Annotated in this window: 24 protein-coding genes; 15 read left to right on the plus strand and 9 right to left on the minus strand. The window is 31.8% G+C overall.

Annotated elements, in window-relative coordinates; genetic code table 11:
- The 15 genes from ACN0WY_RS06730 to ACN0WY_RS06800 form a co-directional block, all read left to right on the plus strand.
- Positions 1-560, plus strand: a 560-nt coding sequence (locus tag ACN0WY_RS06730) for a hypothetical protein (protein ID WP_417799886.1), incomplete at its 5' end; no start/stop codon positions are given.
- Positions 561-574: 14 nt separating this feature from the next.
- Positions 575-910, plus strand: coding sequence for a hypothetical protein (locus ACN0WY_RS06735; protein ID WP_417799887.1), 336 nt, complete (start codon positions 575-577; stop codon positions 908-910).
- Positions 911-1,220: 310 nt separating this feature from the next.
- Positions 1,221-1,652 (plus strand): TIGR02594 family protein, encoded by a 432-nt coding sequence (locus ACN0WY_RS06740; RefSeq protein WP_253679212.1) that lies wholly within the window; start codon positions 1,221-1,223, stop codon positions 1,650-1,652.
- Positions 1,645-2,073, plus strand: a complete 429-nt coding sequence (locus ACN0WY_RS06745; protein WP_125066381.1) for a phage holin family protein — start codon at positions 1,645-1,647, stop codon at positions 2,071-2,073. The genes ACN0WY_RS06740 and ACN0WY_RS06745 overlap by 8 nt, the downstream gene beginning before the upstream one ends.
- Before the next feature lie 68 nt (positions 2,074-2,141).
- Entirely contained in the window at positions 2,142-2,759 is a 618-nt protein-coding gene (locus ACN0WY_RS06750) for a hypothetical protein (protein ID WP_417799888.1), read from the plus strand.
- A 117-nt stretch (positions 2,760-2,876) separates the two neighbouring features.
- Positions 2,877-3,536 carry a phage tail protein gene (locus tag ACN0WY_RS06755; RefSeq protein ID WP_417799889.1) on the plus strand — a complete coding sequence of 220 codons (660 nt, stop codon included), beginning with the start codon at positions 2,877-2,879 and terminating at the stop codon, positions 3,534-3,536.
- 96 nt (positions 3,537-3,632) lie between these two features.
- On the plus strand, positions 3,633-4,952 hold the full coding sequence (locus ACN0WY_RS06760; protein ID WP_417799890.1) for a hypothetical protein: 1,320 nt from the start codon (positions 3,633-3,635) through the stop codon (positions 4,950-4,952).
- Between the two features lie 221 nt (positions 4,953-5,173).
- On the plus strand, positions 5,174-5,773 hold the full coding sequence (locus ACN0WY_RS06765) for a hypothetical protein (protein WP_417799891.1): 600 nt from the start codon (positions 5,174-5,176) through the stop codon (positions 5,771-5,773).
- Positions 5,774-5,787: 14 nt separating this feature from the next.
- Positions 5,788-8,586, plus strand: a complete 2,799-nt coding sequence (locus ACN0WY_RS06770; RefSeq protein WP_417799892.1) for a hypothetical protein — start codon at positions 5,788-5,790, stop codon at positions 8,584-8,586.
- A 12-nt stretch (positions 8,587-8,598) separates the two neighbouring features.
- On the plus strand, positions 8,599-9,081 hold the full coding sequence (locus ACN0WY_RS06775; RefSeq protein ID WP_173360496.1) for an SMI1/KNR4 family protein: 483 nt from the start codon (positions 8,599-8,601) through the stop codon (positions 9,079-9,081).
- Positions 9,082-9,323: 242 nt separating this feature from the next.
- A complete protein-coding gene (locus tag ACN0WY_RS06780) occupies positions 9,324-9,791 on the plus strand; it encodes a hypothetical protein (protein ID WP_417799893.1) in 468 nt (155 codons plus the stop codon).
- Between the two features lie 76 nt (positions 9,792-9,867).
- A complete protein-coding gene (locus ACN0WY_RS06785) occupies positions 9,868-10,230 on the plus strand; it encodes a hypothetical protein (protein WP_417799894.1) in 363 nt (120 codons plus the stop codon).
- A 245-nt stretch (positions 10,231-10,475) separates the two neighbouring features.
- On the plus strand, positions 10,476-11,321 hold the full coding sequence (locus ACN0WY_RS06790; protein WP_417799895.1) for a helix-turn-helix domain-containing protein: 846 nt from the start codon (positions 10,476-10,478) through the stop codon (positions 11,319-11,321).
- Positions 11,322-11,715: 394 nt separating this feature from the next.
- The gene (locus tag ACN0WY_RS06795; protein WP_330487774.1) at positions 11,716-12,273 is read left to right on the plus strand and encodes a carboxymuconolactone decarboxylase family protein; all 558 of its coding nucleotides are present in this window, start codon (positions 11,716-11,718) and stop codon (positions 12,271-12,273) included.
- A 101-nt stretch (positions 12,274-12,374) separates the two neighbouring features.
- Complete coding sequence (locus ACN0WY_RS06800; protein WP_417799896.1) at positions 12,375-12,737, plus strand: cupredoxin domain-containing protein; 363 nt, start codon at positions 12,375-12,377, stop codon at positions 12,735-12,737.
- 100 nt (positions 12,738-12,837) lie between these two features.
- Here ACN0WY_RS06800 and ACN0WY_RS06805 read toward each other — a convergent pair whose 3' ends face one another.
- The 9 genes from ACN0WY_RS06805 to ACN0WY_RS06845 all read right to left on the minus strand — a co-directional run bounded on the left by ACN0WY_RS06805 (position 12,838) and on the right by ACN0WY_RS06845 (position 20,235).
- Positions 12,838-13,260: a hypothetical protein gene (locus ACN0WY_RS06805; protein ID WP_417799897.1), complete on the minus strand. Its 423-nt coding sequence runs from the start codon at positions 13,258-13,260 to the stop codon at positions 12,838-12,840.
- Positions 13,261-13,277: 17 nt separating this feature from the next.
- Positions 13,278-13,496, minus strand: a complete 219-nt coding sequence (locus ACN0WY_RS06810; protein ID WP_417799898.1) for a PLD nuclease N-terminal domain-containing protein — start codon at positions 13,494-13,496, stop codon at positions 13,278-13,280.
- Between the two features lie 184 nt (positions 13,497-13,680).
- Positions 13,681-14,973 carry an aminopeptidase P family protein gene (locus ACN0WY_RS06815; RefSeq protein ID WP_417799899.1) on the minus strand — a complete coding sequence of 431 codons (1,293 nt, stop codon included), beginning with the start codon at positions 14,971-14,973 and terminating at the stop codon, positions 13,681-13,683.
- A gap of 73 nt (positions 14,974-15,046) precedes the next feature.
- Positions 15,047-15,631 carry a Crp/Fnr family transcriptional regulator gene (locus ACN0WY_RS06820; protein ID WP_417799900.1) on the minus strand — a complete coding sequence of 195 codons (585 nt, stop codon included), beginning with the start codon at positions 15,629-15,631 and terminating at the stop codon, positions 15,047-15,049.
- 80 nt (positions 15,632-15,711) lie between these two features.
- Positions 15,712-16,491, minus strand: a complete 780-nt coding sequence (locus tag ACN0WY_RS06825; RefSeq protein WP_417799901.1) for a DUF4382 domain-containing protein — start codon at positions 16,489-16,491, stop codon at positions 15,712-15,714.
- Between the two features lie 124 nt (positions 16,492-16,615).
- On the minus strand, positions 16,616-17,935 hold the full coding sequence (locus ACN0WY_RS06830) for a DEAD/DEAH box helicase (RefSeq protein ID WP_417799902.1): 1,320 nt from the start codon (positions 17,933-17,935) through the stop codon (positions 16,616-16,618).
- 134 nt (positions 17,936-18,069) lie between these two features.
- Positions 18,070-18,324 (minus strand): hypothetical protein, encoded by a 255-nt coding sequence (locus ACN0WY_RS06835; RefSeq protein ID WP_330487782.1) that lies wholly within the window; start codon positions 18,322-18,324, stop codon positions 18,070-18,072.
- 76 nt (positions 18,325-18,400) lie between these two features.
- Complete coding sequence (locus ACN0WY_RS06840; protein ID WP_330487783.1) at positions 18,401-19,366, minus strand: succinylglutamate desuccinylase/aspartoacylase family protein; 966 nt, start codon at positions 19,364-19,366, stop codon at positions 18,401-18,403.
- On the minus strand, positions 19,333-20,235 hold the full coding sequence (locus tag ACN0WY_RS06845) for a RimK family alpha-L-glutamate ligase (protein WP_417799903.1): 903 nt from the start codon (positions 20,233-20,235) through the stop codon (positions 19,333-19,335). Before ACN0WY_RS06845 ends, ACN0WY_RS06840 begins: the two co-directional genes overlap by 34 nt.
- Positions 20,236-20,242: the final 7 nt, after the last annotated feature.

The raw sequence follows: 20,242 nt of genomic DNA on the forward strand, positions 1-20,242 counted from the left end.
TAGGGGATACTAACAAATATCCAAAGGAAAGTATTCTTGAATATTTGGATGAATTAATAGAGATAGCTAATAAATCTAGAATAAGTGGTTTTAAATTAAAACCTATGTTAAGAAAGTATTTAGGAGAAGATATTGGGGTTCATCCTTATACAAGAAAAAAAGCAGAGTTTAATTCGGTTAAATATTTGAATAAAAAACAAAGAGAAGTATTGGAGGTTAGGATAGAAAATGGAAAAGTTTTTAATTCTAAAGGTGAGCTTTTTGATTCAGCAGGCTCTGCGAACCATTATAATAATGGTAAGGCCATTTTTGTGATGGATGAGCATGGTAAAATTTATGCGTCTACGGACTATTGGGTTGGAGAGTTTCATCATTCAAGCTTTTTGGGAGGAGAACCAGTAGCTATGGCCGGTGAATTAAATGTTATTAGCGGTTTTCTTGTAGGTTTTAGTAATTCTACTGGGCACTATCAAGCTAAACAAAGGCATATTAATCAATTTTTAGAGTATTTGAAAACAAAAGGGGTTAATATAGATGTTTTAGAGAAAGATATAATTTAATAAAATAATATAATATGAAGGATATAAATTTACTAATGGTTCCAATGTGGCCACTATACAATGTAAGTAGTGTTGATGATATGATTTTTGATGGTAACTTATCTAAATATTTAAAAAGAGGTTACGATTTAAGTAAAAGAAAACTTATTTTCAATGTTTTAGAATGGGCTCAAGATAATTCTGAGTACAATTTTAAAGAAGTGATGGATAACTCCCCGAATCCTAGAGAAATTAGGTTTTCAAACAAGGAGATTTTCAATCATTTGATGAACTTTAAAAAATTTATGGAAAATGAAGAATATGGTTTGTTGACAGATGATAGACCTACAAATTATCCTTGGGAAAAATAATTAGAAGTCAAAATGTTAAAAACCGCCTAAAATTTTAGGCGGTTTTTTTATGTAAAAAATTATAGGGAATTTTCAAGAATATCTCTAAGTTAAAACATAATGCAAAATATTTGTAATTTGTTTTGTTTTTAATTGTAATATGTTTTATATTTGTCTTGCTTTTCTAACAGTTCATTGTTATTTATTAATCTTTAATGTAAGCAGAAACGAAAAAAAGTTATGATTAACCCCTTTCAGGTCTAGAAAAAAGAAAAAGAATCAACAACTTACAAGTTTTGTCTGCAAGCGCTTTAAAAAATTAAACATTTGTATGAATAATTTAATATCAGTAGCGTTATCGCAATACGGAGTCAAAGAGGTGAAAGGCTCAAAAGATCATCCTCAAATTATAAACTATTTTACTTCATTAGGTTTTGATGGAGGAAAATTTAAAGATGAAACCGCTTGGTGTAGTGCCTTTGCAAATTGGGTAGCCAAAAAAGCAGGTTATGAACACACAAACCAGCTAACAGCGCGCAGTTGGTTGTCGGTAGGAGATTCTACTACAAATCCAGAACCAGGAGATGTGGTAGTTTTATGGAGAGAAAACCCTAATAGCTGGAAAGGACATGTTGGGTTCTTAATTAAAGAAACCAAACGATATGTATATCTATTAGGAGGTAATCAAGGAAATAGTGTAAGTATTAAAGCATATCCTAAAAACAGGGTATTAGACTTTAGAAAACTAAAAAAGAATGGATAAATTTTCGCATTTCATTTTTTGGTTGCTTGCTTTATTGTCGCCTTTAAATGGAGTGTTAACTACCATGATGTTACTAATCGTAGTTGATTTTATTACAGGAGCCTATGCCTCTTTAAAATTACAAATACCTATAAAAAGCGAACGAATTGGACATACCATTTCTAAGTTTGTTATTTATAACTTGGTAATAATATCAGCTTATTTTTTAGAAAAACACATTGTAAATGAAGTTCCTTTTTTAAAAATAATAGCAGGATTTATAGCTATTACCGAAACTAAGTCAATTTTAGAAAACTACAACAAAATTTATGGAGTAAACCCCTTTAAAGCATTGCACAGTTTGTTAAAACAAGCGGGTATGCAAAGTACCTTAGAGCAAACAACCGAAAAACAAAAAAACAACGACAAAGAAAAAGTTTAGTCGCTAACACTCTTTTTAGCGACTCTTTTTTATCAAAAACAATTTAAAAACGATAAAAAAGAACAAAAATGAAACAAAACAAAGAAACCTTAAAGCAATTTTTTGAAACAGGCGATAAACCTACTCAAGAGCAGTATTCCGATTTAATTGATAGCTATATCGACGCCAAACAACCCGAAGGAGAAGCGAATCGCAGATTTGTCATTGATGAAACAGGAGAGGTAAGTGTGGCTTCTGAACAGCAAGTGCCAACTTACCAAGCAGGAACTAATATTATGATTGATGGAACAGATCCTTTACAACCAGTGATTAATGCAGCTCCTAGAGTTAATATTACTGAAGGTGTATTTACACCTAGTTTTTTTGCTACAGGATCTTCGTTTTCAGTACAACAAGTAAAAGGTGAGTATTATACTATTGGAGATCGTGTTTTTGTTGATATAAGACTATCAGGTGTAACATCCGATGGGCAAGCTACTTATGAAGAGGTATATATAACTTTAAATGGTATAGGGTTTCCAGTAGGTGTGGGAGCTTCTGGGATAGTTTATAATATAGATACTTATGAAAATTACGGATGTTTTATTCAGCCAGTTTTTGCAAGAGTAAAATTAAAAGATAAAGTCTGGAATAATGAAACGTTGTATATAAGTTTCTCATATACATCAAGACAAACAGAGGGTTAGAAGTAAAAAAATAGAAATTAATATTTAAAATAAAAACAAAGTCTAGCCACTAACAAAAACAGTTTTTAGCGGCTCTTTTTTATCAAAAAAAATTAAAAACGATAAAAAAGAACAAAAATGAAACAAAACAAAGAAACCTTAAAGCAATTTTTTGAAACAGGCGATAAGCCAACACAACAACAATATGCCGATTTAATTGATACAATGAATACTCCTTTATTAGGTGAAATTAAAGTTGTAGGGTTTAGTATGGTACCAAAAGGTTGGGCAAAATGTGATGGGCAATTACTCAAAATAGAAGAGTACCAAGAGTTGTTTAATTTGATAGGGATTATTTATGGAGGAGATGGGGTATCAACTTTTGCTTTACCAGACCTAAGGGGAAGAATACCATTGGGAGAAGGAAGTAATTTAGAATTATCAAGCTATTTATTAGGTCAAAAAGGAGGAGAAGAAAAAAATATTTTAACAGAAGAAGAATTACCTCGACATAATCATTCAGCTTCAGGAACTTTAAAGGCGTCTAATACAGATGGTACAACAAATAATCCAGAAGGTAATTCTTTAGCTATAGGAAAAGTAACATTAGATAGGACAAACACCGTAGAAGCAAATAATTTTACTACTTCTACTGCTAATATTGAAATGGCTGAAAATGATATTGTTGTAAATGTTGATGAAAGAGGAGATGGAAAACCATTTTCAAATTTACAACCTTATTTAGCAATTAACTATATTATTGCTCTAGAAGGGAGAGTCCCTATAATTAATGTATAAATTTAAAAAAAAACAAAAGTTTAGCCCCTAACAAAAATAGTTTTTAGCGGCTCTTTTTTATCAAAACCAATTTAAAAACGATAAAAAAGAACAAAAATGAAACAAAACAAAGAAACCTTAAGGCAATTTTTTGAAACAGGCGACAAGCCTACACAACAACAATATGCCGATTTAATTGATAGTTATATCGACGCCAAACAACCGGAAGGAGAAGCGAATCGCAGATTTGTCATTGATGAAACAGGAGAGGTAAGTGTTGCTACTGAGCAACCAATACCTGAATATACCTTATCACCAATTTCTGGAACCAATATGGTTGATTTATTAAAAGACGGAGTAAGCGTTTCACAAATTGACTTAACACCGTATTTAGATAATACAAACTTAGCGCGACTGGTTTCAGGAACAGTTGATGCTAATGGATTAGCAACCTTTACACGAGATGATAACTCTACTTTTACAGTAGATTTGAGTAATTTGAAAGATAACCCAAATTTACAAATGGTTACGGATAATGGTAAAGTTACCACGCACGATATTGTGGTTACGAAACCAGATTCTGGAAATATTGCTTTTACGGCAGATTCACCAAATAAGAAAGCATTTATTTTACCACAAAGTCTAGATATTTTAGATCAGGAAAACAAAATATTAACATCTTATAAAGAAAGTTCATTAAAAATAGCCACAAGCACAAACACCAAAGCATTTGTATTGAAATACCCTTCAGATGAGGTAATTAATGGAGGTACAGGATTTAAAGTGCTAAATTTTCCTCATAAATCAGGAACTGTAGCCGTGGCAGAAGAGATTCCGCAGTATCAGGCAGGAACAAATATCACCATTGATAACACAGATCCATTACAACCCATAATTAATGCTACTGGAGGTAGCGGAGGAGCTACCGATTTATCATACGATACAGCCACTAGAACGGTAGCCTCTAGTACAGGAACAGATGCAGTAATTCCTCTAGCCAATGCCACCAATGCAGGTTTACAAAAAGCGAATTTTTATGAGGAGGGTGCTTTTATTCCTACATTGGTAGATACTGGTAGTGGAGCTACATATTCAGCAACTGGAGTTTTAGGTTCATATGCTAGAATTGGTAATTCAGTCACAATACAAATACGATTTACTTCAATAAGTACTGTAGGAACTCCCTCTGCTGCTTTGAGTATAGAAGGATTGCCTTTTCCATTAGCTTCTGGTTCTGGAGGTTCTTTGTCGATGTCGCAATTTAGAGGACATAACAAAACACTGGCTGAAATAAATGCGCTCCATCCTTCAATTCAAAATAGTCGCATTCTCTTTTATATATTAGATTCAGATTCAGCTTTTTCAAATGTTGAATTTTCTGGAGCAAGCAGAATAGATGTGAGCGGAACGTATATAACGGACGTATACACCCTATAATCTAAAAAAGTTTAACCACTAACATTCGTTTTTAGTGGTTCTTTTTTCAAGTAATTTTTAGTGTTCTGTGTCATTTCGAAAAAGTATACGTATGGGCAGGTTGAGTGCAGTCGAAACCTAACTTCTCAAAAACTCTACCTCTTCTTTGAACTGACAAACATTTTTCTAATACCAGTTATAATTTCAAGTTGTAAATGGTATAAACCCTAAAACAAAAAAGCATGAATTTTTTTAAACATAAAACCGATAGGTTGCTATTGGGTGTTATTATAGTGCTGTTATTTGTCAATCTTTTTAACAAAAGAAACCAAAAAGTAGCACCTCAAGCACCTAAAATAACCGTAGTAAAAGACACGGTTTGGCAAACCAAAATAGACACGTTTAAAGTACAAACCATTAAATATCAAAAAGTGTATGTACATAAAAATGATGTAACCAATATTGTAAAAGACACCATTTTTATAAAAGATACCACCAATTATGTAGCAGCAAAAATATATCGGGATACGTTAAAAAATACCGATATAGAAATTTATAACTACGATTTGGTAAAAGGAACATTGTTAGATAGTCAGTTATCGTACAAGCTCAAAATACCCCGAGAAATAACCATTACCAAAACGATTGAGCATCCAAAAACCTATAGAAGTGGCTTGTATCTCTTTACCGAAATAGGAGGAAACCCACAAACCTTTGACAACCTCAGTTTCGGACTGCAATACAACCGAAAAGGAAAATGGTTTGCTAGTTACCGATTAAATATCAACCAACTCAATCAACCCACCCATAATGTGGGCATAGGATACCGATTGTTTGATTAAAAAAGAAGCAGCAGATGAAAAAAATAATAAGCATAGACGATTTACTCCAATATTTGGGGGAAATTGACCATGGAAATACCAGTACGCAAGAAGTAATTATTAAAAAAATTACACACGATGGTGCTTTTCCTGAAGAAGTACTACCTTTTAGAGATTTTGGAGCGCAATATGTAGAAAAAGAAATTCCACAACCTCTTTTTATAGATGCTCATAATAGAACCTATAAAAGATTTTTAAATGAAGGAGAATATTACTATCTCCCGATTTCGTATGAATCTAAATTTGAAATATACCAAGAACAAAACTTAGATAACCTTATTGAGTTAACCATTCCAGGTGAAATTTATAGAGGAGGCTACAGCTTTTATATCAATGAGAAAGATGAATTAGTCGCTTCGGTAGAAGTGACTACCTTAAGTAACCTAAACGATTATATAGCATACCAAGCAAGTACTTTTTCGTATGTAGAATCATATCCTGTACTCAATTATCCGTATACCTCGGTATATGGAGCTTCTGTAAAGGAAAATATAACTGTAGTTCCAAATATAAAAAGTGATTTAATACATCGATTTCCAATACTTAGCAAAACTTTTGAAGAAAGAAAAGGATATTGCTTATCGTATTATTACAAAAAAGATAGTGCTGAGATTAGAACCATTCCACTTGCCGAAGAAGACCATCAATTTATAGCCTTACGCATATATTTTAAGAGTATTACAGCCGTATTAAGTTTTTTAAACAACACTATTTTTAACAGTTTTAATGAGTATACCGATTATCAATCTAAATACCGCTATCTCTTTTTAACCACATTAACAAGCCGAGTAGCAAAGGAGTTTAACAACGGAGGAAACAATAATAAAAAAGAAGCCTTGGTATACCATTTGCCACAACCTTTATATTATGATTTCGAGTGGGAATCTCTTTGGGTTATTATAGAAACTTTAGCCAAAGGTTATATAACTAATGTGGGGATTAACGAAGAAGATTTAATTATCAAAACCCTACGAATACTCTATTTTAGATACACACACAAGCGTAAAGAAAACACCATAGATGGTAGCAAGGTGTTAGAAGAGAAAAATGTAGGTAGTATAGAAAGAAACACCCTGTTTATTAAAAACTTACTTAACAGAAAAGTAGAGAATGAAATATCATTATATAAACTCATTAAAGGATTAAATGGAGAACAATTTAAAACCTACATTAATTTTATTTGGAAAATATGGAAAAGTAGTGCCTTTGCTATTATAGACCCAGCAGAAAACAAAGAGGTAACTATAACCGATAAAAGTCCTGTTTTAATAGATTATCGTTCAGATAGTACCTTAGGGTTTTTAAAAGATAACTCAACCATAAAATGGGACGGAAAGCAAACCCAATTAGATATTTCAGTTACTCTAAAAACGGGGGAATATGAAGAAAAAACAATAGAGCGAGAAGATGGAGAGCAAAAAATATTGGTAGAAAAACAAGAGAAACACCAATACCAACACCATCCTTTTTCACCTATTGTATTGGTAAATAGTCATAATCCAAAATTTTTTGTAAAAGAAGATGATGAAAAAGAAAACCTATTGTTTACTAAGATTCCATCATTTATGCTTTTTGCAAACCAAGAAGTTGCTTATTGGCAAAATATAATTAAAGGGGCAGAATATGCAGTAGATATAGTAACCACGGTATCTGGTGTAGGAAATATTTTAAAAGCAGGACGTATTTATAGGTTGTTAAAAAATGGAAAAACCTTATTGTATAAAACAGCACAGGTAACTAAAACTATAGCTACAGCAAAAGCAGTTGCGGGTGTTATAGAAGTAAGTTCAGGTACGGTAAATACCTTATTAAAACTTACAGAACTAGATGATACCGAATTAGGAAAAACCATAACCAAATACCTATTTTACCTAGAAATGTTGTCTTTAGCAGGTGAGGTAACTGCATTGTTAAAAGATAAATTATCTAAAACAGCTAAGGAACTTGTTGAAAATCCCAAACTGACTAAATCATTGGATGACCTTGTCCGAAATGAAAAGATTAGTGAATTAGAAGAGTTTAAATTTTATGAAGAATTATTTACAGTATATAGACAATACATAGAAGAGTTAAAAGTATTAGGAATAGTACCAAAATTAACTCATGCAGCAGAAAAAGCATTTTTAAGAAGATTGAAACAGGTGTTTTATAAACAGTATAAAAGTGTTTTATTGAAATTAAATTCTGATGTAGTTATTATCGAAAAATGGAATAACATTGCTTTATCAAAGCCATTATTAAAACTAGAGATAGAGGAATTATTAGATTTGAGAAAGTTAAAGAAAAGTGCTTTCAATAAAAATACAGCTATTTTAGAAGTAGATTTGTTAGTTCAGGGAAAAAAAGTAACTTTAAAGTATAAAGCAATTGCAGGAAAAGGACAATCAGCTGAAGGTTTAGTTAAGTCGGCAAACCAAGAAGACCTAATTAGACAATTGGAGTTAAATGACAAAAACGAATTAAACAGTCATTTTCAAGCGATAGACAAACAAACAGGTGATTTAAAAAATCGTTTTCAAGATAGTGAAGTAAAAATGTTAGATACGTTTGATGAAGATTTGTCTGTTTTTCATGTTACATATGGAAAAGAAAACATTCAGGTAACGAATATGAGATTAAATACACTTTATGAACCGTGTATATCTTGTAAAAAACAGATTATTATTCGTCAAGAAATTTATGATATTAAGGACATAGATGTTAGAGCAGTTTATTTAGGGAAAGGAGAATTTGTTCAAGGAAATAATGATTTAAAAAAATTAGGAATAATCTAAAAAGCATAAATTATGGATATAAAATATTTGAAAAAGTTAGTAGAAAATAAAAAAATAGGAGTAAGAGAGATAAGAGGAGTTTCAGAGGAAGAAATTGACAAAGTAGAAAAAAAATTTAAAATAAAGTTTCCTCAAGCGTATAGAGAATTTCTATTTTTAGCAGGAGACTATTGTGGAGCTTTACCATTGTATGATACTGCAGATTTGGAAACACTAGCATCCGATTGGCATCAAGAAATAATGAAAGAAACAATGGAGGAGTTTGGAACAAAAATTAAGAGGCCCTTTTGGTTATATGCTGAAAGTAATGGTTGTGAGCAATTTGTTTTTTTCTATTTAGATGAAGGAGATGATCCATACATTTATGTTGTAGATTATGACCATAATAATAATTTTGAAACACAAAAAATAGTAAAATCTAAGAATACCTTTAGTAAAGGGATTGAAGGAGCTATTGAACAAGCTTATGATATTGTTGAAAGAGGAATATGGTAAATACCAATAAATAGATTTATATAATAACGCAGGTGTACTAATAAAAAGTGCACCTGTTTTTATTTTGAATTTATATTTTTAAAACAAGTTCTTGAGGCTAGAGGAAAGAAGATTAAATTTTTAGTTAAAACTGATATAAGCATAGAAGGAATTACTAAACTAAAAAGAACTTATCCAGAGGTTAAAGGACTTATTAAAAAATATGAAAAAATTTATAAAGAAAATCTAAAGAAATAAATACGATGGAATTAAAATATATGCAACATTTAAAAGATAATCCAGGTTTAAGTAAAATAATACCTTTAAAAGGTCTTGAAGAAAGAAAGATTATGGATTTAAGAAGTCAGTTTAATAAAGGAAAATTGTTTCCAAAAGCTTTTGAAGAGTATTTATTAGTTGGAGGAGAAAGTGAGGCGACAGGAATGGTATATGAATATGAAGATTGGGAAGAAATAAGAGAAGATTGCGAAGAAGACTTAGAGTATTGTGGGTATAGTATGGAACGTCCGTATTTTGTTTTTGATAGATTAGATGGACAGTCTAGCATTTTTTATTTAGGTGAAGAGGATGAAGATCCTAAGATTTATATATTAGACCCTTATGGAAAAAAAGAAGGAGAGTTTCCTCTAGTTCGTCCCAGCTTTATAAGTACCTTTTCAGGATTAATTAATGAAGCAATTCACAGAATTCAAAACGATATTTCTTTTTAAGAAATCAAAACCATAATGTATAAGAGAAACACTTCACTTGATTGTGAGGTGTTTTCTGTTTTTTTAATAAATTAATATGGAATTAAAATATTTACAAAAATTAAAAGACAACCCAAGCTTAAATCCTAGAATTAAGATAGAAGGGTTAGGGAAAGATAAAATTCAAGAACTAGAGTCTCACTATAATAGAGGAGATAAGTTTCCATTAGCATTTAGAGAATATTTATTTTTAGCTGGTATAAGAAGTGGAACAGGTGTTGTTGATAATGATTTTGAAGAACTAAGAGAAGATTGTGAAGAAAGTTTAGAAAATTGTGGATATACAATGAATCGACCTTATTTTGTCTTTGATAGACTAGATAGTATATATAGTATCTTTTTTTTAGACGAGGATAAAGAAGATCCGGATATATATATTAGATCCGTATGGCGCTTATGAAGAGCTTGAACCTTTTTTAAAAGATGTAAAGTATACGTTTAGTAAAATGATTAATGATGCTATTCATAGAAAACTAAATAATATACCGTTATAGAAGCTCATTAAAAATAGTGACTTAAATAAGCTTATTGGAATTCGCTTTAAAACCCGAATTATCAATTATTCGAGTTTTAAAGCGAATTTTAAGTTTTAAAAACTTGTCAGCTCTTCCTGTTTTTTTCGACAAACGATAAAACTATGTATAAATGGCGGTACAAGATATTCAAAACTATTCCTATCAAAATATTTTTTCGTTACAAACAGTTCAGTTTGAAGAATTATGTGTGGTAAACTCACCACAGCAAATAGATCAATACAAGGTGTTTTGGATAAAAGAAGGAAAAGGGAGGTATAACATCGATTTTAAAAGTTACTCTTTTGAAGATGGAGTATTGTTTTTTTTATCACCAGGACAAGTATTTTCAGTAGATTCAGAAAAAATTAAAGAAGCCTATCAACTTAGTTTTACAAGAGATTTTTATTGTATTCAAACACACGATGCTGAGGTGTCATGTAACGGGGTATTGTTTAATAATATATACGAAACCTCTTTTGTAGTACCTTCAGAAAAAGAAACGCAAAAATTAGATTTTATTTTTCAAAATTTGATAGAAGAATTCGAATTGGAAGAAACAGCCCAATACGATATGCTACAATCGCTTTTGAAACAGTTTATTGTATATTCTGTACGTATAAAAAAAGAAAAAGATATTGTAAAAGAGAATATAGAAACCAAGCTTTTTAAAGATTTTAGTTTATTGGTAGAACAAAACTTCAAAAAAATACACCGAGTTACAGGATATGCTTATCGCTTAGGTTTATCGCCAAAATCATTAACCAAACACCTTCAAAAAATAGGAACAGAAACACCGAGTGATTTTATTAAAAATAGAATTATTACGGAAGCGAAAAGATTGTTGCTGTACACAGATGATTCTATTAAAGAAGTTGCTTTTGATTTAGGGTTTAATGATCCTGCCTACTTTTCTCGCTTTTTTACCAAAGCTACCGGGCAATCGCCAAAACAATTTAAAAGAAGCTATAGCTTGTAAAAGAAAAAACCACGCAACGCGTGGTAAACTACACAACTAATAAAGTTTTTTGTTACACTAATACAAACAACCTTTCTGACGGTTTAAAAGTACTAAGGAAAGCATGCTTTTGTGTTACCCTTATTTTACCAAAATGTAAAAAAAAGCCAGCTTTATGTAAGAAAACTGTTAGTGAAAATAGTGTGTCCAAGTTTTAAGAACCTTTGTCCATTTTTTAAGGTCTACTTCCGTCGCATCTTTGTACCAGAATTTAAAAACAACAAATTATGAGAACAGAAATTAACCAATGCCCAAATTGTTGGGGGTATCAAGAATACGACGAGCAGTTTTCAGAAAGAGAAGTATGTAACTGCGAAAAAAATTAATTAAAAACAACTTTAAAAATAATAAAATTATGAGTACAAGAATTGAAACGTTGAATCCAAAAACTACAACAGGAAAATCAAAAGAATTGTTTGATGCAGTTCAAAACAAATTAGGATTTATTCCCAACCTAATTAAAGTAATGGGAAATTCACCAGCACTTTTACAAAGCTATTTAAGCTTAGGAGAGTTAAACGGAAGTGGAAACTTTTCAAACAAATTTAGAGAGCAATTAGCTTTAGTTATTGCAGAAGAAAATAAATGTAATTATTGTTTATCAGCACATACAGCAATAGGAAAAAACAACGGTTTGTCAGAAAGAGAAATTGAACAAAATCGTCAAGCGGAAGCTTCTGATGCTAAAATCAAAGCAGGCTTACAATTTGCACAACGTGTTACAAAAAACAAAGGAAATGTTAGTTCAGCAGAAATAGCTGAGGTAAAAGCAGCAGGGTATAACGATGGAGATATTTTAGAAATCGTTTTAAATGTAGTAGCTAACACCTTAACAAACTATGTAAACCATATTGCAGAAACCGAAGTTGATTTTCCAAAAGTAGAAGCAGGAAAATTCACACAAAAAGCATAAAAACGAATAGCTTTTGCAGCCTTATTAACAGAGTGTAGTTACGGGGTTTTAGGTTGCACAGCTATTCGTCTATACAAGTAAAACTATAAAAATCAATAAAAATGAAAAAAGCAGTAGCTATTTTAGTATTATTCGTTGGATTTGCATTTACAGCAAATGCACAAAAGGCAAAAACCATTTCTTTAGAACAAACAAAAGGAAAATTTACTCAACAATCCTTAACCCTTCCAGAAGGAACCTATGTTTTTGAAATTTCAAACAAGAACGTAGGACATGATGTAGGGTTTGTATTAGCACCAAAAGGAAAAACAGAAGAAAAGTATCATATAAAAAATGCATATGTAACATCTTTAGTGAAAAATAATAGCAAATCAAACTCTAAAAAAGTAACCTTAAAAAAAGGAGAGTACGTATATTTTTGTCCGTTGAATCCTACACCGCAATACACTTTAACAGTAAAGTAGTGTTTAAAATTGATTAATAATTGAAAAGAGCTCTAATACAGGGCTCTTTTTTTTTGATAAACAAAAGAAGTTTAGTTCTTTATTAAGATTAAAAGGACATTTATTCAGAAAGAGAAAACATACTTCCAAGTCCATCGTAATTATTATCAGAAATCTCTAAGGTATTTGGTTTTACAATTCTAATGATTCCTGAGAGTATAATTCCAGAAATTTGATGATCCTTAGAAAGTTGTAGGAATCGTTCTTCTTTATTAGAATAAATCGCTTTTTTCATTGTGAGAGTATAGGTACCTTTTAAAATCTCTTCGCCATCCTCAAAAATTGAAAACTGATAGTTTTTTTCTAAGATAAGCTGTACTTTTTTACCAAGTGACTCTGGGGTTTTATGAATGTGATTTCCAAAACCACCATCGGTATTGGTCCAATTCCACGTTCCGACCAAATCGGAATTATCAATGTTTTTTATTTGACTAGAAGCACATGAGATTAGTGTAAAAGCAAATATGTAAAGTAGGTTTTTCATCGTGAAGGGTTTTTTGTTTACTTTTTTATTTTTTGTTCTCTCCCAATTAGGAAATATAAAATAGCACCAAAAAAGTTGGTTAATAAAACAACGAAAACCCAAACAATTTTATTGTTTCCTTTAAACTCACTTTTTAAAATATCAAAAAGAGCAATAATTGTTGGTAAAATTCCTAGTAGTACAACAACTAGTATTAAGATAAGTTGCCATACTCCAATCATTCCTAAATAAGTCATTACAATAACAATTTTTAAATACTAAAAATAGTAAAAAAAGTTAACCTTTGGAATTGAAAAAAAACGATTCCTCCTCCTTTGTCGTTCGGAATGACAGTAAAAAGGCTTGTCTTAAGAAGAAAAACGTCATTAGAGTTTCTATAAGAAATACACTAATGACGTTTTAAAAGTATGGGAAATGATACTATGTATTCATAATATCTTCTATTTCGTCCGCTTCAATAGGTATGTTGCGCATTAAGTTGAATGGCTCACCTGTTTCTTGAATAACCACATCATCCTCTAAACGAATACCAAAACCTTCATCAGGAATATAAATACCAGGTTCTACTGTAAATACTTGATTTGCTTGCATTGGCTCATGTAATAATCCGTAGTCATGTGTATCTAGCCCCATATGGTGAGAAGTACCATGCATAAAGTATTTTTTGTATGCTGGCCAATTTGGATCTTCGTTTTGAACATCTGCTTTGTCTAATAAGCCTAAACCTAATAGTTCCGAAGTCATTAATTTACCAACCTCTACATGATACTCAGCCCAAAGAGTTCCAGGAACTAACATTTTTGTAGCATCATCTTTTACACGGTTTACAGCGTTGTACACTGCTTTTTGTCTGTCAGTAAAACGTCCAGAAACAGGTATGGTACGCGTCATATCAGAAGAATAATTTGCGTATTCAGCTCCAACATCCATTAATAATAAATCACCTGCTTTACATTGTTGGTTATTTTCAATGTAGTGTAACACGTTTGCGTTGTTACCAGAAGCAATAATAGGTGTATAAGCAAATTTCTTAGAACGATTTCTAACAAATTCGTGAATAAATTCTGCTTCAATTTCATATTCCCAAACACCAGGTTTTACGAAATCTAATACACGTCTAAATCCTTTTTCAGTAATATTACAAGCGGTTTGAATTAAATCAATTTCAATTGGGTCTTTTACTGAACGTAAACGTTGTAAAATAGGGTTGCTTTTTGCTACTGAATGTGCAGGATATTTGTTTAATAACCACTTAGTAAAACGTGCTTCGCGAGTTTCAGTTTCAACATTAGCTCGATAGTGTTCGTTAGTATTGATATAAACAGTATCAGCTAAAGCCATCATTTCAGCTAATACTTTTTCTAAATCTTGTAACCAATGTACGTTTTTAATCCCACTAGTTTCTAAAGCCTTTTCTTTGGTTAGTTTTTCACCTTCCCAAACAGCAATATGCTCATTAGTTTCACGTAAAAATAGTACTTCACGTAAATTTTCTTTCGGACAATCTGGGAATAAAATTAAGATACTTTCTTCTTGATCAACTCCACTTAAAAAGAAAATATCACGGTGTTGTTCAAAAGCTAACGTGCTATCGGCACTTACAGGATAAATATCGTTTGAGTTAAAAACAGCTAAACTATTTGGCTTCATTTGTGCCATAAAGTTTTTGCGGTTTTTTATAAATAATTGACTGTTTATTGCGTCGTACTTCATAATGATTCAATTAAATTGATAAGATTCCCTCAAAAATACGGAAAGAAACTGTGCAAATATTAGCCATTTGGCGCTAATTTATATTTTTTCGAATTCTGCTCATATGTCGAGTAGAAATCCCTAAAAACGAAGCTAAATAATGTAACGGAACTTCTTGAAGTAGTTTGGGTTCGTTTACGAGTAGTTTAGTATAACGTTCTTCGGGAGTTAAAGTCAACAAATCAATACGGTAATCATCAATTAAAAAAATTTGATTTTCTATAAAGTTGTAATAAAATTGATGAAAGGCCTTGTTGTTTTTCATTAGGTGTTTAAAATCATTAATCTTTAATACCCAAAGTTTACAAGCGCTTAATGCTTTTATGTTTTTGGGCGAAGGAGTTTGTTGTAAAAAACTCTTTAAGGAAGAGGCGAATCCGTTTCTTAAAGCTAAATAGGTGGTTTTTTCTTGTCCAGAAACGCTAACAGCGTATTGTAAAATACCACTTTCTACAAAACAGAAATACCGACAAGTTTCTCCTTTTTTTACTAAAAATTCATTTTTGGATAAAGAGAGCTCTTTAAAACAGTCAATAACTTCAGGAATTAACGTGTTTAAGTTTTCATCATTTATGATGTTTTGTATGCGCTGTGTAATAGCTTTTTTAGAAGCGTCCATTTATGGAATAAATTTTAGCTTAAAAGTATAAAAAAGGATGCTTTTTACAGCATCCTTTGTAATAATTTATGTTAAGTGAGTTATTCTAACTCAACTGTTCCCATATCTGTATTTTCTCCTAATACTACAGAAACTTCTTCAACAGTTTTAGCAGCTAATCCAGAAGTTTCGTCAGGAGTAAAAGTTACGCTATACGTACCAGCAGGTACTCCGTGTAACATAAATTTACCTTCTTCATTTGTTAACGCAGTGATAGGTTCTTCGGTACCAGAAACAGCACTAACCTCTACTTGATATTCAAATGGGTTTACCATTCCAGAAATAGCACCAGAAGCCGCTTCAGTAGTTACTCTAATAGTTGGCTTTAAGCTGTAGTCACCAGTACCTTCAACTACGATTGATTTATCAACCATAAAATCTAAGATAAACGTGTACTTTACACCACCTACTAAATCTTGGTGTACGTTTAATTTTAATCCTGATTGTTGTGCACTAGGGGTTGCTAATGGATACGTTTCTCCATTTACAACAATAGAATTGTTATTACCTAAAACTAAGCGAATTTGCCCAATTTTACCAGCAGGGATTTCAGTATCCACTAATAAAGCGTCAATTCCACCAGTTAACTCAAGTAGGTTGTATACTTGTGGAGTAACGTTTCCAAGGCTTTGCCAACCATTTTCTTCGTCTCCAGCGTTAACCATAACGTCCTGTACGTCGATGTTTACTTCATCGTAATCTCCAGGAGCGTCTACCAAGCGTACTGCTACTTGAGACGTTTGGGGATCGTCACTAGAACAGCTAACAAATGCGGTAAAAAAAGTTGCTAATGCAACGAGTAATAAAACATGTTTTTTCATAATTATTGGTTTTTGTAATACACAGTAATTATAACAAGATTTATACCAAAATATTGTTTCACTTAGTGAGTAAAGTGTCAAAAACACTGATAATTAAACAGATAAAATGTTATTTTATTAACTCTTAAGATGGTTTGTTGTTATTCCTTCTGTTACGGTTATTTCGTTTTCTAGGGGTATGTTTTTTTGAGTTTTCTGCTGAGTTTTTTTTTGTTTTTTTCTTTGGATCAGAAGAGGCTTTAAACGACTTTTTAGCAGGTTTATTTCTAGGTTGCTGCTTTGGTCGTTCAGTTTTAACTTCATTTTTTATAGTAGATAAATCAAACCCTTCTAACTCGGAAATAGTGATTTTTTGTCCTAATAACTTCTCAATACTTTTTAAGTATGCTTCCTCTTCTTGAGCTACTAATGAAATCGCTTCCCCACTGGCACCGGCTCTTCCTGTTCTACCAATTCGGTGTACATAATCTTCAGGAACGTTTGGGAGTTCAAAATTAATAACATGGGGTAGCAATGGAATGTCTAATCCACGTGCAGCAATATCAGTAGCTACCAAAACACGGATAGAGTTGTCTTTAAAACCTTTTAAGGCTTTAGTTCTTGCTCCTTGACTTTTGTTTCCGTGAATAGCGGCTGCAGAAATTCCTCGTTTAACTAGTTTTTCAGTCAACCTGTTAGCACCATGTTTAGTTCGAGTAAAAATTAAGACTTGACTCCAATTTCCTTTTGAAATTAATTGACCAACTAATTCGGTTTTCTTGCTTTTTGGAACTTTGTATAGTTTCTGATTTACTTTTTCAGCTGTCGTATTTTCAGGAGCTGCTTCAACCAATACAGGATTGTGTAAAATACCTTGGGCTAATTTTTTTATTTCTTTTGAAAAAGTAGCTGAAAACAATAAATTTTGACGTTTTTGAGGTAAAAAAGAGATGATTTTTTTAATATCTCGTAAAAAACCCATGTCGAGCATTCTGTCTGCTTCATCTAAAACTAAAACATCTACACGTTTTAAAGAAAGTTGATTTTGTTCGTGTAAATCGATTAATCTACCAGGCGTAGCGACCAAAACATCAATTCCGTTTTTAAGTGTTGCGATTTGAGAGCTTGGTTTTACACCACCAAAAATAGCGGTGGACTTAATGTTTAAATGGGTGCTGTATTCGCGTACATTATCATATACCTGTGCCGCTAGCTCTCTTGTTGGTGTTAGTACCAATGCTTTGATTGGACGATATTTTGGATTCTTTTTTTCTGAGATATTCTGTAAAATAGGCAAGGTAAATCCGGCCGTTTTTCCAGTTCCGGTTTGTGCAGAAGCTAATACGTCTTTGCCTTCTAAAATAACTGGAATTGCTTTTTCTTGAATAGGAGAGGGAGTTTCATACCCTTTTTCGGTTACAGCTTTCACTAAAGCTTTTGATAAACCTAACGATGTAAATGTCATATATAATTCTTCAGTAGTATCTAAAGAAAATACCACTATGAGCCAACAAAGGTACTGCTATTTTATTGGGCTTTGGCTATAAATAAAAAAGACGCCTTATTTAGACGTCTTTTTTTTAAAGTTTTAATATGTGTTTAACTTTTAGCCATGGCACTTTTTATAATACCAACAATAACTAATAAAACAGCTCCACCAACACCACTACCAGCAATATTACCAATAATACCAGAAATATCAATATTTAACATTCCTAGTAATTGAGCACCAAGCCCCCCTCCTAAAATTCCTACCACCGAATTCCATAGGGTACCTAGAGAAAACTTTTTTAACAAAGCCCCAGCAATGTTACCACCAATGGCACCACTTAATAAGCTAATTAATAATTCCATAATTTATAATTTTTGATTAGTTAATTGGAATTAAAGAAAGTAAAAATTAATGTATAAAACAAATAAAATCAGTGTGTTATATTTTCCCTAGATGAAACAAAGCGTCTCCCATATTAATAATAGGAAAGTTGTTTTTAGCAATAATATAACCGCTTGTAGGAGATTTTATGACAAAGTTTGTTTCACCATAGGTGTCCATAATATGGCCTAAAATTTGTCCTTTTTCAACCTTGGCACCATTATGAACAGTTGCTGTAAATAACCCAGCAACTTTGGCCCGAATCCAGTTTCTTTGGTTAATGTGAATAGAGGGGCTGTTTTCAGAAACTTCAATCCTCTCGTTGATCATTTTAAAGTGTTTTAAAATACGAAGTGTTCCATTTATACCTTGCTGAATAGCTTTTTCTTCTAGTCTTAATGATTCTCCCCCTTCATATACAATTACAGGAATATTGTTTTTATAACATTGATTTCTAAAAGATTTTGGAATAAGTTTAGAACCAAATAAGAAGGGTGCATTAAAAATGTTGGCGAGTTGGAATCCTATCTTATCTTCAGGAGTATATCGTATTTGTGGAAAGTTGTTTCGTTGTTCTCCTCCTGTATGGAAATCAATAGCAAAATCTACATTATTTGTAATCTCTTTCATTAAGTAATACGCCATTCTGCTTGCTAAAGAACCCGTTTTTGAACCGGGAAAGCTTCTATTTACGTCTTTACCGTGCATGTCTCTTGACATATTTAAAAAACCAAAGACATTCAATAAAGGAACTACGATAACACAACCTCGATGTATTTGGTATGATTTATCAATTAGCATTCTTCGAACCAATTCAATACTATTTACTTCGTCACCATGTAAACCACCTTGTAGGAGAATAGTTGGCCCTAATTGATCACCATTAAAAATATACACAGGAATTTCTATCAGTGTACCAGTAGGTAATCTATCAATTGGAATTTTAATTAATTTAGATTCACCTAAACCAATTTTTTGTCCACGAATTTCTACAGTTGCGTTTTTAAAATTTTGTTCGAACATTTTTCTTCTAAAAATTTAATAATAGCCTTAGCAATATTATCCTTGGTGTAAGCTTCAATTCCTTGTAATCCAGGAGTAGAATTCACTTCAATTAATAAGGGACCTCTTTTTGATCGTATCATATCAACGCCAGCAATAGGTAAGTTTAGATGTTGAGCTGCATTGATAGCTATTTCTTCTTCCTCAGCAGTTAAAGTAACCTTGTGTCCACTGCCACCTTTATGAATATTAGAACGAAAATCTTCCTCTAGTCCTTTACGTTTCATAGAAGACACCACTTTACCGTTTACAACAAAAGCACGAATATCTTCACTATTGCTTTCTTTGATAAATTCTTGTAATAAAATACTGGTATTTGTTCCGTGCATGGTGTCAATAATAGACATGGCAGATTTTTTACTTTCAGCTAAAATTACTCCAGAACCGTGGGTTCCTTCTTGTAATTTGATAATTAGAGGAGCACCACCTAATACATCTATTTGCTCAGCTATATTTTCAGTATCTACTGAAAAAACAGTCTGTGGAATGGGAAGTCTATTTCGGCTCATTATTTGTAAGGTACGAGCTTTGTTTTGTGCGTTAACAATACCTAAATAACTAGCAGTACTATAAACTTCATTCATTTCAAATTCTTTTACAACTGTAGCTCCGTGTTTCATGGCTGAAACACCTATTCGAGGAATAATAACATCAGGAATATCAATAATATTTTTACCCTGATATAGAATAGCAGGCTTACCATCGCCAAGTTTTATAGAACATTTTAAATGGTTTATAATTTCAACTTTATGTCCACGACGACGAGCTTCTTTATATATTCTCTGTGTTGAATAAATTTGGTCACTAACAGAAAGAATAAAAATAGTCATACGCCTA

The organism is Tenacibaculum sp. (assembly GCF_048269885.1).
GTDB lineage: Bacteria > Bacteroidota > Bacteroidia > Flavobacteriales > Flavobacteriaceae > Polaribacter.